Annotated in this window: 16 protein-coding genes; 9 read left to right on the top strand and 7 right to left on the bottom strand. The window is 51.3% G+C overall.

The window, feature by feature from the left end; translation table 11 throughout:
* The first annotated feature begins 52 nt into the window (after positions 1-52).
* Both IT971_RS21345 and rlmN read left to right on the top strand, forming a co-directional pair.
* On the top strand, positions 53-601 hold the full coding sequence (locus IT971_RS21345; RefSeq protein ID WP_007088493.1) for an invasion associated locus B family protein: 549 nt from the start codon (positions 53-55) through the stop codon (positions 599-601).
* Positions 602-896: 295 nt separating this feature from the next.
* A complete protein-coding gene (gene rlmN / locus IT971_RS21340) occupies positions 897-2141 on the top strand; it encodes a 23S rRNA (adenine(2503)-C(2))-methyltransferase RlmN (RefSeq protein WP_063092260.1) in 1245 nt (414 codons plus the stop codon).
* 159 nt (positions 2142-2300) lie between these two features.
* Here the strand turns inward: rlmN and IT971_RS21335 are convergent, their stop codons facing one another.
* From IT971_RS21335 to IT971_RS21325, 3 genes are all read right to left on the bottom strand, one after another.
* On the bottom strand, positions 2301-2666 hold the full coding sequence (locus IT971_RS21335; RefSeq protein ID WP_063092261.1) for a Dabb family protein: 366 nt from the start codon (positions 2664-2666) through the stop codon (positions 2301-2303).
* Positions 2666-3937: a murein transglycosylase A gene (locus IT971_RS21330; RefSeq protein WP_063092358.1), complete on the bottom strand. Its 1272-nt coding sequence runs from the start codon at positions 3935-3937 to the stop codon at positions 2666-2668. Before IT971_RS21330 ends, IT971_RS21335 begins: the two co-directional genes overlap by 1 nt.
* 217 nt (positions 3938-4154) lie before the next feature.
* Positions 4155-4871 (bottom strand): Tim44/TimA family putative adaptor protein, encoded by a 717-nt coding sequence (locus IT971_RS21325; protein ID WP_139189989.1) that lies wholly within the window; start codon positions 4869-4871, stop codon positions 4155-4157.
* A gap of 382 nt (positions 4872-5253) precedes the next feature.
* Between IT971_RS21325 and IT971_RS21320 the strand changes: the two genes are divergently transcribed.
* A complete protein-coding gene (locus IT971_RS21320) occupies positions 5254-5832 on the top strand; it encodes an FxsA family protein (protein WP_063092263.1) in 579 nt (192 codons plus the stop codon).
* Here the strand turns inward: IT971_RS21320 and IT971_RS22555 are convergent.
* Positions 5827-5949, bottom strand: a complete 123-nt coding sequence (locus tag IT971_RS22555) for a hypothetical protein (RefSeq protein ID WP_255356825.1) — start codon at positions 5947-5949, stop codon at positions 5827-5829. The two genes, IT971_RS21320 and IT971_RS22555, sit on opposite strands and share 6 nt — an antisense overlap.
* Positions 5950-6216: 267 nt before the next feature.
* Here IT971_RS22555 and secB point away from each other — a divergent pair, with 267 nt between their 5' ends.
* On the top strand, positions 6217-6711 hold the full coding sequence (secB, locus tag IT971_RS21315) for a protein-export chaperone SecB (RefSeq protein ID WP_063092264.1): 495 nt from the start codon (positions 6217-6219) through the stop codon (positions 6709-6711).
* A gap of 121 nt (positions 6712-6832) precedes the next feature.
* Here the strand turns inward: secB and hemJ are convergent, their stop codons facing one another.
* From hemJ to hemE, 3 genes are all read right to left on the bottom strand, one after another.
* On the bottom strand, positions 6833-7261 hold the full coding sequence (hemJ, locus tag IT971_RS21310; RefSeq protein ID WP_037989028.1) for a protoporphyrinogen oxidase HemJ: 429 nt from the start codon (positions 7259-7261) through the stop codon (positions 6833-6835).
* A 92-nt stretch (positions 7262-7353) separates the two neighbouring features.
* Complete coding sequence (hemH, locus tag IT971_RS21305) at positions 7354-8466, bottom strand: ferrochelatase (RefSeq protein ID WP_040061342.1); 1113 nt, start codon at positions 8464-8466, stop codon at positions 7354-7356.
* A gap of 178 nt (positions 8467-8644) precedes the next feature.
* The gene (hemE, locus tag IT971_RS21300; RefSeq protein ID WP_063092265.1) at positions 8645-9682 is read right to left on the bottom strand and encodes a uroporphyrinogen decarboxylase; all 1038 of its coding nucleotides are present in this window, start codon (positions 9680-9682) and stop codon (positions 8645-8647) included.
* Positions 9683-10348: 666 nt separating this feature from the next.
* Here hemE and IT971_RS21295 point away from each other — a divergent pair.
* From IT971_RS21295 to dnaQ, 5 genes are read left to right on the top strand one after another with little or no spacing between them, the layout of a single operon-like run.
* Complete coding sequence (locus IT971_RS21295) at positions 10349-11173, top strand: pyruvate, water dikinase regulatory protein (protein WP_037989244.1); 825 nt, start codon at positions 10349-10351, stop codon at positions 11171-11173.
* A gap of 44 nt (positions 11174-11217) precedes the next feature.
* Entirely contained in the window at positions 11218-11814 is a 597-nt protein-coding gene (locus IT971_RS21290; RefSeq protein ID WP_063092266.1) for a nucleoside triphosphate pyrophosphatase, read from the top strand.
* A 31-nt stretch (positions 11815-11845) separates the two neighbouring features.
* Entirely contained in the window at positions 11846-12712 is an 867-nt protein-coding gene (locus IT971_RS21285) for a shikimate dehydrogenase (RefSeq protein WP_063092267.1), read from the top strand.
* Positions 12713-12743: 31 nt separating this feature from the next.
* A complete protein-coding gene (coaE, locus tag IT971_RS21280; protein ID WP_063092268.1) occupies positions 12744-13346 on the top strand; it encodes a dephospho-CoA kinase in 603 nt (200 codons plus the stop codon).
* A complete protein-coding gene (dnaQ, locus tag IT971_RS21275; protein WP_063092269.1) occupies positions 13339-14052 on the top strand; it encodes a DNA polymerase III subunit epsilon in 714 nt (237 codons plus the stop codon). Before coaE ends, dnaQ begins: the two co-directional genes overlap by 8 nt.
* Positions 14053-14234: the final 182 nt, after the last annotated feature.

Below are 14234 nucleotides of genomic sequence, written 5' to 3'. Positions count from 1 at the left end.
CGGGTGGATTTAAGGTCTTCGTCCCGAAACTTCAGACACGATACGCGAGCCCATGAAAAAACACGCCCATCGTCTTGTCAGAAATTCGCTGTCAGGTGCAGCTGCCGCCCTTATCGCTTTGATCTCTCAGGCTGCGATTGCGCAAAATGCGCCGCAACTAATTGATGTATATGGAAAATGGGAGGCCTATAGCTATTCCGAGAAAGGCAAGAAAGTTTGCTATATCGGAAGTCAGCCGACCTCGGCCAAAGGCGACTACACCCAGCGCGGCAAGATCTATGTCATGGTCACGCACCGCCCGGCGCTCAAACTGTTCAACGAAGTCAGTTTCATCACCGGCTATACCTATGAAAAGGATAGCGATGTTGACCTTCGAATCGATTCCAAAAGCTTCAAGCTGTTCACCTACGAAGATTCAGCTTGGGCCGTGAACGGTGAAGAAGACCGAAAACTGGTCAGTGCCATGAAGTCGGGCAGCACGATGGTTGTTGTCGGGAACTCATCACGCGGCACGAAAACTACCGATACTTATTCTCTTTCCGGTTTTACCGCTGCCTATAATGCAATTTCAAAGGCTTGCGATGCCAAACCGGTTAACTAACCGAACAGAAAACCGATAAATCCCAGTGGTTTTAGGCGCTAGTAAAGCTGCATCGCGTTCGGCAAATAGCTGCAATGTGAATTTTATCGTTTGTAAATTGCCCCGGCCCCGCTATATGCGGGGCCATGGTTTATGCGCCAAAAGCATTTCGCGGGAAAATCTGTTATAGTCCTGCCCCGTTGCAAATCGGCGCGCATAGGATGCACAAAACCGGAAACGGCCGGAAACACTACGATGCTGCCAGTAACGAAGAACAAACGCCGATAAACGCCAAACACCAAAGAGAGTGCCCGGGATGACCGACGTCCTGTCCGAAAACGTGACCCAGAACGCCGAAAACGGTGCCACACCGTCCGGCCCGACGTTGACCGACTTCGTAACGCGCGCCGCTAACGGGCAGGCTGCTGACGGACGTCGTGATCTTGTGGGTCTGTCGCGCGATCAGTTGACCGAACTGCTTGGCGAAATGGGTGAAAGCAAGTTTCGCGTCAAGCAAATGTGGAACTGGATTTATAACCGCGGTGTCAAAGACATCGAGGATATGACCAACATTTCCAAAAAGCTTCGCGATCGACTGTCGCAGGACTTCTATATTGGCCGCCCGGTTCTAACAGCCGATCAGAAAAGCTCGGACGATACCCATAAATGGCTGATGAAGTTCCATGACGGTAACGAAGCCGAAACCGTCTATATCCCTGATCGTAACGAAGATCGTGGTGCTGTCTGCATTTCATCGCAGGTCGGCTGCACACTGACCTGCAAATTCTGCCATACCGGTACCCAGCTTCTGGTGCGCAACCTTACCCCTGGCGAAATCATCAGCCAGTTTATGGTTGCCCGTGACAGTTATGGTGAATGGCCAACACCTGCAAACGGTATCCGCCGTCTTTCAAATATTGTCATGATGGGCATGGGCGAGCCGCTGTTTAACTATGAAAATGTCCGCGAAGCGCTGAAAATCGCCATGGATGGTGAAGGAATTTCAATTTCGCGCCGTCGCGTTACCCTCTCGACTTCTGGCGTTGTGCCGGAAATCGTGCGTTGTGGCGAGGAACTCGGTGTTGGTCTGGCGATTTCACTGCATGCGCCTGATGATGATCTGCGTAATGAGATCATGCCGATCAACAAGAAATACCCGCTCAAGGAACTGATGGATGCCTGCCGCCATTATCCCGGCATGTCCAATTCGCGCCCGATCACCATGGAATATGTGATGCTTAAAGGCGTGAATGACAAACCTGAACATGCACGCGCACTGGCAAAACTGGTCAAGGGCGTTCATTGCAAATTCAACCTGATCCCGTTCAATAAATGGCCGGGTTCGGACTATGAATGCACGCCGACCAACGACATCAAGAAATTCGCACATACGCTGCTTGAACTCGGCTACGAAGCGCCGATCCGCTGGCCGCGCGGCCGCGATATCCTGGCAGCTTGCGGCCAGTTGAAATCCGAAAGCCAGCGCCAACGCAAATCACGCGTCGGTGATTGTGGCAACGCATCCGATGCTGAAAATGCCAATGTCGTTGCTGCGCAATAATTAACCCGTACAACCTGGCAAACATCTGGAATTACAAACGGGCAGGTTATCCTGCCCGTTTTATTTTGATTTTCTGATTAACGTTTTCAGTAGAAAACTATCAGCACTTCTTAGCTGGTTTAATCGCATCAGGATCATTCCATTGATTCTGATTTATCATCAGGCCCATTTCGCCTGAAGCTTTTTAGGTGCCATGTCGTCAGGTGCTTTCATATCTGAAATATCGATATTTATTGCCAACACTCCGCCAAGCCCCCCAACTGTCATTTCCGAAATACGCCGACCCACCCCGTCTTTATCCAGACCCGATAAATAGGAGTCGCGCGCCAGCGCATCGGTGAAATCAATGGTCAAGGCATGGGTAAAACCCTGGCTCATGCCGCTTCCCGGTGTTTTGGGACCACCAACAAAGGCACGTATTCCTGGCGTTTCAAGCGCCACTTCGGATAATTCGCGGAGTAATCCGTCAATTTCCGATGCCGGAACTGCATCACTGATCTGAAGCAGGACTATATGGCCCAGCATCAGGGTTTAACCTCTGTCAGTTTGACCGGATCAATTGATGCCGGCAGCAGAACAAACTTGCGTCCCTTGCGGTTCATATGACCGGCATGCAGGGCGGCATCCTCGCCAGGGCCAAAGAAAATATCCCCGCGTACCGGGCCACGAATGGCGCCGCCCGTATCTTGCGCAACCATCAGACGATGAAATCTGGCATCGGCATTCATCGCATCATCGGTTTCAAGCCAGATCGGAACCCCCATGGCATGGAAACGCCGATCAACAGCCAATGACCGCCCTGATTCCAGCGGTACGCCCTGCGATCCAAGCGGCCCGGCATCAGGGTCATCAGGGTCGGTTTTCAGCGGATTGAAAAACACAAAGGATGCGTTGGTATTCATAACATCAGCTGCCTGATCGGGATGATCGGATAACCATTGCCGGATGGTTTGCAAAGATACGGTTTCACGCGTCAACTCGCCCCGTTCGATCAGTTCCCGACCAATTGCGAAATAGGGATGGCCGTTGGTCGCAGCATATCCGATGCGCAAAACACTGCCATCTGGCAAAACAACCCGGCCCGACCCCTGAATTTGCAGGAAAAATGCATCAATCGCGTCATCAACCCAGACAAGTTCAAGATCCCGCCCGGCAAGTGCACCATTTTCAATCGCCGCACGGTCGTAATAGGGCTTTACATTTTTACCCTCAATCCGACCGACCAGTGTTGTGCCCTTAAGGTCCTCGCGAAACGCGCCAAGATCAATTGACACCATGTCGTCAGGTTTCAGGTAAATCGCCGTCTGGAAAGGTCCTTCACGAGTCAGGTTACCATGCAGTTCCGGTTCGAAATAACCGGTAAACAATCCTTCGGGATCGTCGTTATTGCCCACCAGCCACGGTTTGAATCCGCTTTGAAAAAAGGTGCGTGCGTCTTCCTTGCGTATCGTATCGGGCTCAAGTGCCAGCGCGGTTTCGCACAATCCGCGCCAGTCACCAACCGTTCCCATCCGCCGGTCCGGGCCGATATTGCGGTCATCAGAACGTTTGATCATTGCTGCACAGGACCGCTGAAACGCTTTCAGGCTGCCGCGCATGTCGTCAGACTGCCAACCATCAAGATGATTGAAGTCCGTGGCACTCAGTGTCAGTGCATCTGCCGGTTTTTCTGGTACATCTCCCCATCCGAAAAAACCGGCAATATCGGTCCAAAACAGCCAGACAAGAGCACCTGTCGCCCCGATAAAAACCGCAATGAATGAAAGAAGTCGCGACAAAACCAGACGTCTTTTCAAGGCAAAACCCGCTATCTGCAAAATCCGGATCAGAACCGGCAAGATGATTTGACCCATGCTTGCCCATTTCAACTATCTGCCGCGATTGTCCAAAAACATGCTTAACAAGCCGATAATCGAAACCCACAACTGCGATCAAAGCCATAAAATCAGGCAATAAAAAAGGCGATCTGTCTGGATCGCCTTTATCAATTCAGTGCCAGTGGAGACCGCCAAATTACTGCGCGGTCTCTTCTTCCGGCGTTTCGGTCGCAACCAGCTGCCAGTTTGGATCGCGGCTTTCAATATTGCGTGCGAACGTCCAGAGGTCTTCGGCCTCGACCACCTGATTCGGATCGCCGGAAATCACATCACCTTCATTATTGAGAATAACTGATACTTCCTCGGACACAAATTTGATCGTGATATAGGCGGTGCGGCCCTCAAGGCTGGCATCGTGAATGGTGGCACTTTTGATTCCGACCAGCGTGGTTTCCTCGCGCTCTCCCTTTTCGGCACGAGCATCAATGGCGGCGGCAAAGTTTTTATAGACTTCGGCCGAAAGAAGCGGGTTCAGTCCGTCTTTGTCGCCCTTGGCAAAATATTCGACGATCATTTCGAATGCCATCCGCGCCCCATTCAGGAAATCCTGCTGGGTAAAGTCGGGATCAGCTTTCTGGATTTGCTGCAACACGCTAAAGGCACTGCTGTCAACCGCAACAGTTGCATCATCCTTTCCGACTACCTTGTCGGCATCAGGCAGGCGATAGACATTGTCCGTCGGCTGTGGCGCGCCATTGGTGGCACCTTTGCTGTCATCCTCGTGCGAACGACGGCCAAAAACATCCGTTGGACCCTGTTTTTCCTCGCCATTGCGGCGCCCAAGGCTATTGCGCAGGCGCAAAACCAGAAAAACAGCGATCAATGCGAAAAGAATGATGTCGAAATACTGCAAGCCCGGACTCTTGATCTGTAAGGTTTCGAAAAACGCCAAAAACAGCAAAACTGCTGTGGTCGAGAAATGGTATGAACCGAAGCGAATGCAAGGGCAACTCCCTATCGCATTTAAAATGTGATCGGTTTCACCATGTTCATTCGCACAATCATCATATCGTCGCGAACACGTTGGTAAACTGCCGCATTTTCGTCCAGTTATACCGTTAATTTGCCGACAAATTCAGAAAGTCTTTCAGGTCAGATTAAAGCGAAATACCTGAAAACCAACATGTTTATGTAATACTGCGCTTTGCGGACAGGTCCTGTCAAAGTATGTTTACCTGACAGACTGTGATCAAACCTGATCACATCGACCAAATGCAAAGCCGAGCGGAGCAAAAATGGGCTTTTATTTTCTGGCCATCTTCGTGGCCATGCCGATCATCGAAATTGCCGTCTTCATTCAGGCAGGCGAACTGATTGGCCTTTGGCCAACGATTGGCATCGTCATCCTGACCGCCGTGGTCGGAACCTCACTGATGCGTGCCCAGGGTTTGCAAACCTTAGCCCGTGCGCAGGCCCAGATAGATCAAGGCGAAATGCCGATTGGCGAGCTGTTTGACGGCATCTGCATTCTGGTTGCTGGTGTGCTGCTGCTGACCCCCGGCTTTGTCACCGATACCATGGGCTTTCTGTTGCTGGTCCCGCCGCTGCGAAAGGCGGTTGGTGCCGGCGTCATCATGAAACTGGTTCAGTCGGGCAATATCCGGACCAATTTCTCGCGCCGGACTTATGGCAATGAGAGCTCGTCGTCGGGCGGTGCTTCTGCTGGCCGCGGGCGGCGTCCGGGTACTGGACCGATCATTGATGGTGATTTCGAAAATGTCAGTCCCACCAATGGTAATAGCGAAAGCAGGGATACAACCGATCACAGCAGAAATGACGATGATCCCCGCAATCTGCCGCCCAAGAATTCATAACGACAATTCTTCGCCACGTTTGGTATAGCCGATCACATCGGTTGTTCCCGACAGGACTTTGACCACGCGCTGGGACCTGTTGTCGTTTTGACGGCTGTTCGACGTCTTGCGCGACATTTTGCAAGGCTTGGCTACTTACTGTCGATCACACCGAAAGTGGCCTTTTTGCGCCATTTGTGACCTAGACCGGATGTTACGGCGATTTTCTTGCCCGTATCCAGAAGACATGCTAGGCCATGAAAGGACATGCCGCAAGGTTGCGGCGTCAGAAACAAGCATATCAGCCAGTTTCAGAACATCTGACCATGCTGCCAATGCCCTGGCAGATACGTTCTGAACGGCTTGTTTCTGATCAAGACCGAGATTTAAGGGAGTTATACTTTAATGGCCGAGAACACCACCGGTGCAGCGCAGGGTGCCGAAGAACAGAAGCCGACTGGCAACCCAATCACGATCCATACCCAGTACATCAAGGATCTTTCCTTCGAAAATCCGAATGCACCGGAAAGCGTAGCCCTGCAACAGCAGCCGAAAATCAACATCGATGTCGATGTCGAGGCGCGCACGACTCAGGACCAGAAACTTCACGAAGTCACCGTAAAGATCAACGTCAAAGCCGACGTTGCCGACAAAGTCGCCTTCATCGCCGAACTTCAGTATGGTGCCGTCGTGACGCTTAATGTGGCTGACGAACACCGTCTGCCGGTTCTTCTGATCGAAGTTCCGCGTATGTTGTTCCCCTATGTACGCAAAATCATCTCTGACCTGACTGCCGATGGTGGCTTCCCACCGTTGATGATGCAGCAGATTGATTTTGCTGATCTTTTCCGCAAGAAATTCGCCAAACAGATGGAAGGTCAGCCTGCGGGCAACGCCTGATTTCCTGCTTTGAGTCAATTTGATACGATACCAAAACAAAGGCCGCCCGCTTGGCGGCCTTTTTATTTTAATACCGAAATGATTTTCAAATGATCGATAAATCACCCTGAAATCATCCGGATCAGAACGGGCGGGCAATGACCATAAAGACGATAATCACCATCAGGATGGTTGGTCCCTCGTTCAAAATTCTGAAGAACTTCTGGGACTTGGTGTTTGCATCGGCGTCAAACATACGGCGATAGCGCGCCATCATCATATGCATCCCGGTCATCAGCACCACGCACAGCAATTTGACGTGGAACCATCCCTCGGTCATCACACCGGCTGCATGGATCAGATAACCGCCGAAAATCCATGATGCAATCATCGCCGGATTCATGATCGCGCGCAGCAACCGGCGTTCCATGATCTTGAACTTCTCGCTGGCTTCGGAACCCGGTGCCACTTCGCAGTGATAGACAAAAAGCCGCGGCAGATACAAAAGCCCTGCCATCCAGGCAATAATGCTGATGACATGCAGGGATTTGATAACGCTGTAGGTATCCATGTCTCTCTCTTCTGGTCGATTCGGGGCACAGGGCAATCGATATTGTTTGTTTCAAACAGGATAAACGTCAAATTGCCCGATCAGCAATATAATCAGGCAGGGCCCGCACCCATCGGCTGTTTGGCCACCGCACAGCTATGTTCATCCGGGCACCACCAGCCACGTGTTTCCACCGCGTAATCATCTGGTCCGTTCTGATCAAGTTCCTGCTGGGTTTCGTTGACCACATCAACCAAGCCACTGATAAACAGCGGATGCGAACAAACCGTTCGAACACGTTCGTAAACCGGGATTTTCAGCTCATCGGCAATTTCGCGATATTCAATGTCCAGCTCGACCAGCGTTTCGGAATGCTCGGTAACAAAGGCAATCGGAACAATCACCAATGGTACGCCATCCTTGCCGGCACGTTCAATTTCATGCTCGGTCGACGGGCCAATCCATTCCATCGGCCCTACACGGCTTTGATAGCACACAAGCCAGTCCAGATCGGCAATTGCCATCTTGTCGACCACGGCTTGTGCTGATTTTTCAATCTGCGACTGATATGGATCAGCACGTTTGGTAATCACTGCCTTGGGCACACCATGGGCAGAAAACAGCAGGCGTGGCTTGCCAACACCAAGATCGGCAGCCTTTTTCAGGGCATTTTCATACCCGGCCTTAACCATTTCAGCCGATGCATCAATAAAGCCAGGATTGGTTGGATAACAACACGCGGTTTTGATCGGCGCCGCAAGGCCAACCTTGTGACAGGCCCGTTTCCAGTCCTTGACCGAGGATCCGCTGGTGGTTGTTGAAAATTGCGGATAAAGCGGCAACAAAATCTGTTCATCCGCACCCCATGCCTTAACCGCGGCCGCACTTTCATCGGCAAACGGTTTCCAGTAACGCATGGCAATGAAACAGCGATTTTCATAGCCGTCATCAAGCCCGTTAAGCGCTGTTTCAAGCGCATCCGCCTGATCCTTAGTCAATTCCAGCAGCGGCGATTTTCCGCCGATATGGTTATAGATCTCGCGCGCAATCGGTGCGCGGCGCGATGAAATAAGCTTTGCCAGAAAATACCGGAACGGATTGGGCAGGCTAATAATCGCCGGATCATTAAAGAGATTGAAAAGAAACGGCTTAACCGCATCCGGCCCATCCGGGCCGCCCAGATTGAAAAGAATGATCGCGCGTTTTTTACGCTTTAGTTCGGACATCGGCATATCCTTCATGGCGTTTTGAAACTGTCCGGTTCATCCCGGAAGTTTTGTCTGGATAAACCCGTCCCACTTCTTTTGATCCTGCCGATTATAATGGCCAATCAGTATCGAAGTGCAACGGGTTTAAACCATTTTACGCATTGAATTTTTCAATCGATTTGATCGATTTCAATTATCAGCGATAATTTCGAATAAAATCGACCAGCTTGCCGACATTTTCCGGCGATGTTTCCGGGGTAATCCCGTGTCCAAGATTGAAAATGAACGGACCATCACGCAGCACATCTAGGATACGGCGGGTTTCATCAATCATTTCGTCCCCACCGGTAATCAGATACATCGGATCAAGATTACCCTGCACCGGGCCCAATGGCTGAAGTTTTTCCGCAACCCATTTCAAAGGAACACCACTATCAAGACCAACGGCATCGACACCAGTCTGCTGTTTGAAGTCGATCAGATGCAAGCCAGCACCCCTTGGGAAGCCAATCACAGGCAAATCCGGATGTACCGCCTTAAGATTTGCGACAATCTTTTTGGTCGGTTCGATCACCCAGCGTTCAAACCCGTTTTCCGACAGTACTCCGCCCCAGGTTTCAAAAAGCTGAATGCATTCCGCACCTGCTTCAACCTGTTTTAGCAGATATTGCGTGGTGGCTTCGACCAGGATGTCTATCAGACGTGAAAACCCGTCTGGATCGCCATAAGCAAAGCGGCGAATATTGGCAAAATCCTTGCTGCCCTTTCCTTCAACCATATAGGTCGCAACCGTCCAAGGTGCCCCTGCAAAACCAATGAGAGAGGTATGAGACGGAATGGATGCAGAGAGCTTTGCAACCGTCTCGTAAACCGGCCCCAGTGTGTCATGGATATGATCAACATTTAGGATGCCAAGTCCCGAAGCATCTCTAATGGCTTCAAGCTGCGGGCCTTCCCCTTGCTTGAAAGCCAAATGCTGTCCAAGTGCCTGTGGTATGACGAGGATATCGGAGAACAGAATAGCCGCATCGAAGTCATAGCGCCGCAACGGCTGCAAGGTAACTTCACACGCAAGATCAGGATTATAGCAAAGATCGAGGAACGAACCTGCTTCGGACCGTGTTGCGCGATATTCCGGAAGATAGCGACCCGCCTGGCGCATGAGCCAGATGGGAGGTACCGGCAATGTTTCACCGGCAAGGGCGCGCAAAAAGGTCTTGTTTGGTTTTGGCATGACGTTTCCTGTTTGACTGCCGGTAACTGCCTTTCAACGGGCTGTTTCCGGGTATGATAGTCCCGATCCTTTTGTCAGAGACGATGATCTGGCGCTTATGTCTGGTTCCCGGTTCCTGACCCGTTAATTGTGTCCTGAAGCCTTTCCAAGCCGTTTTTCCACCGTGTCTCTAACAAAACCTTCTTTAATAAAAAAGGATGTTGTTTGTTAGTGGTTCCCTGTGGATAACGGGGATCAAATTTGGTGCACAGTTTATCCACATTGCGACTCGGGAAAAATGATTCATCTCAAACGGTCTTGGGGAAAACTGGGGACGACTCGAAACGACTCCCAAGGATGAGCTTGGGAAAAGCCGTTTTTGAATAATGGGGATAGCGGGGATTAATCTGGTTTTCGCTCTGTTATCCCTGCTATTAGGGAAAAAATTTTCCGCTTATCCCCCGTGGGACGAATGCATTGAGAAATTTTGTATGACGTGCAGGATAAAATCTGTGGAAAACATTTGGCCGGAGTCGCCCCCGTTATCCACAATTATCCACAGGCTCGACTCCGTCAGTTTAATTTATGGTTGGGATTGCAGTGCCCTGACATATGGCAGATGATCGAAATATCGAACACCGGGTTTCGGTTAAGTAATATGAAATGCTGGAAAATTGCGGGTCTGCAATGATTGATGACGACAATATCTTTCACCTCCATCTGGTATCGGACTCGACCGGTGAAACCGTTGACGGGGTGGCACGTGCCTGCATTGCACAATTTCCCGATGTCCGGGCCCATGAACATGTCTGGTCGCTGATCCGAACCGATGCGCAGCTTGCCCGTGTGCTTGCCGATATCGAACGCAATCCCGGTATCGTGCTTTATACGGTTTTCGATATGGATATCCGCCGTAAGCTCGAAGAAGGCTGTCGCCGTTTGCAGGTACCGCACAGCCATGTGCTTGATAATACCATTACCATGATGGCCGGGTATCTGGGACAGCAATCACGCGGCCGCACCGGCGCCCTTCATAAAATGGACGAAGATTATTTCAACCGGATCGAAGCCATTGATTACACGCTGTCTCATGATGACGGGCAATCGACCTGGGATCTTGAAGAAGCCGATGTCGTGATTGTCGGAGTTTCGCGCACGTCAAAGACACCGACCTCCGTCTATCTGGCAAATCGTGGCATCAAAACCGCCAATGTGCCGTTTGTGCCGGGGTGCCCGTTGCCCCCGGAACTCGACAAGCTTAAAAATCCGCTGGTTGTTGGCCTGATCAAGGATGTTGATCAACTGGTATCGATCCGCAAAAATCGACTGCGCCAGATCGAGCGCGGCGAGGGTGGAGATTACGTTGACCCGGTTGCCGTGCGAAACGAAGTCCATCAGGCACGCCGTTATTTTACTGATCGCAGCTGGAAGATTATCAACGTCACCAGACGATCCATCGAAGAAACCGCGGCGATCATTCTATCGACCATGTATGACCGGCGCGGTCATTAATTCGATTAATTCAAAGACATAAGCAAATCACAGGATACCGATACATGACCAGACTGATTCTGGCGTCCAGCAGCAAAGCTCGCCACTCCATGCTGACAAATTCAGGTGTGGATTGCGAGGCAATTGCCTCCATGATCGACGAAGACGGTTACAAGCAATCAATGAAGGCCGAAGGTGCCAGTGCTGCCGAAGCCGCCGAAACGCTCGCCGAAATGAAGGCATTGCGCATGTATCGACAGCAACCCGATGGTATCGTTATAGCGGCCGATCAGATGCTGGAATGCAACGGGATCTGGTTTGACAAGCCGCGTGACCGCGACAATACCCGTGCCCAGCTTCTGGCGCTTCGCGGTAAAACCCATCAACTGGTTTCGGCGGCCGTGATCTATAAGGAAGGATCACGTATCTGGGGCACCATCGATACCGCCCATCTGACCATGCGCAACTTTACGGATGAATGGCTCGAAGACTATCTTGATGCCGCCGGCGATGACATTTACGACTGTGTTGGAGGTTATCAGCTTGAAGGTATTGGCGCGCAGCTTTTCACCGAAGTACGCGGTGACTATTTTACCGTTCTGGGCCTGCCTCTTTTGCCGCTGATTGGCTTCTTGCGTGATCACGGTATTCTCAAGGCATAATAAAAGACATTCAGGCAGGAAATTCTTCATTATGATTTCGCGAACCCCTTATCGAACCCTGTCGGGTACCTCGCGCCTTGCCGGTGTGATGGGCTGGCCGGTATCGCACTCGAAATCGCCGCGTCTGCACGGTTACTGGCTGGCAAAATACGGGATCGACGGTTGCTATATGCCGCTCCCGGTAGAGCCGGATAATTTTCAGGATGCCCTGAAATCCTTGCGAAATCTGGGTTTTTCTGGGGTCAATGTCACCATTCCGCAAAAAGAAATGGCGATGCCCGAATGTGATGAACTCTCTAATCGTGCGCGTCGCATCGGAGCGGTCAATACTGTGACCTTTGCCAAGGATGGCCGCATGCTGGGCGATAATACCGATGGGTTCGGTTTTATCGAAAACCTTTGCCAAGAAGCCCCGAATATCGATTTTGCGTCTGGTCCGGCGGTGGTGCTGGGTGCGGGTGGGGCATCGCGCGCGGTTTTGATTGCCCTGCTTGACGAAGGCAGTCCCGAAATCCGTATTGCCAATCGTACACGCAAACGCGCTGAAGATCTGGCGACCGAGATTAATGATCCCCGGATAAATGTTGTGAACTGGCCGCTTGATCCCGCAAGCCTTGCCGATGCGGCACTTGTGGTCAATACCACAAGCCTTGGCATGGTTGGACAGCCGAAACTTGAAATCGATCTTGAAGGTTTGCCGCAAACAGCCCTTGTTACCGATATCGTTTATGCACCGCTGATAACCGATCTGCTGGCACAGGCCAAAAAACGCGGCAATCAAGTGGTTGACGGGTTAGGCATGTTGCTGCATCAGGCACGACCGGGTTTCCATCGCTGGTTCGGGATTGATCCAGAGGTTACGCCAGAGCTTCGCGAATTCGTGCTTTTGCCAGATTAATCCGAATTAAGATCACAGGACACTATTTATTATGGTGATTTTGGGACTGACCGGGTCCATCGGCATGGGTAAATCGACAGCGGCGGGGATGTTCCGCTATCTCGGTGTGCCGGTTCACGATGCCGATGCCAGCGTACATCATTTGATGGCACCGGATGGGGCGGCATTTGAACCGATCATTTCGGCATTCCCTGATGTCCTGCAAGACGGCCGTATTGATCGCCAGATACTCGGACCAATCGTTTTTGCCGATTCCGATGCGCTGAAATGTCTTGAAGCAATCCTGCACCAGCTGGTTCGCGGTGAAGAAAACCGATTTCTAAAGCAGAACCGTCTGGCGCAAAGACCATTGGTTGTACTTGATATCCCACTTCTGTTTGAAACGGCGGGCGAAAAACGCTGCGATCAAGTTGCAGTAGTATCAGCGCCGGAGTTCATTCAACGCCAACGTGTTATGGCGCGATCGGGGATGACGGAGGCCAAATTTTCCGCCATTCTTGCCAAACAGATGCCCGATCGCGAAAAACGTCGCAAAGCCGATTTCATCATCCCGACAGGCTTGGGGCGGGCGGTAACTTTCGCTAAGATACGGACCATCGTTGACCAACTGGAAAATCGGACCCGACATGCGTGAAATTGTCCTTGATACGGAAACCACCGGCCTTGATCCATATGCAGACCATCGCCTGGTGGAAATCGGTTGCATCGAGTTGATCAATCACATGCCGACGGGACAGCAATATCACCAATATATCAATCCGCAGCGTCCGATGCCAAGAGAGGCATTCGACGTTCACGGTTTGGGTGACGATTTCCTTAAAGACCAGCCTGTTTTTGCCGAAATTGTCGATGATTTTCTCAAATTTATCGGCGATGATTCGCTTCTTGTGATCCATAACGCTGCGTTCGATATGAAATTCCTGAACGCAGAACTTGAATGGCTGAGCAAGCCGAAAATTGCCATGAATCGCGCGATTGATACCGTGCAGATGGCGCGCAAAAAATTCCCTGGTTCTCCGGTCAGCCTCGATGCGCTGTGCCGTCGTTTCAAGATCGATAACTCGAACCGTACCCTGCACGGCGCATTGCTCGATTCCGATCTGTTGGCGCTGGTTTATCTTGAACTGCTGGGGGGGCGGCAACATGGGCTTTTGCTTGATTCCAATGCCAAGGACAAAGCAAAGGAGACCGCGAATACCCCGCGCATGGTGGTGGGGCCAAAGGAAAATCGTCTTGAACCACGGCTCCATATCGTCAGCGACGAAGAATTGGCTGCACATCGCGCCTATATTGAAACAAAGCTTTCCGGTGCCTTTTGGCTAAAGCACGAAGAGGTATGATGTGACCGGCATGTTTTCCCGATATGCCGTTTTTTTTAGAACTTCTTTTTTTTGTCAGATCGTCTTTTTGCTTTTTGAACTCCCGTTCTTGAACTGGCCGCTTTTCAACAAGCCGGGTGTAATCGGATGTTTGATCACTGCAATGCTTCTGTCGGGGATCCCAACCCGCGATGCGAGCGCCC

The sequence above is a fragment of the Thalassospira sp. B30-1 genome, assembly GCF_015767575.1.
In the GTDB taxonomy this organism is placed as follows: Bacteria; Pseudomonadota; Alphaproteobacteria; order Rhodospirillales; family Thalassospiraceae; genus Thalassospira; species Thalassospira xiamenensis.
This window is presented reverse-complemented; position numbering and strand designations above follow the sequence as displayed.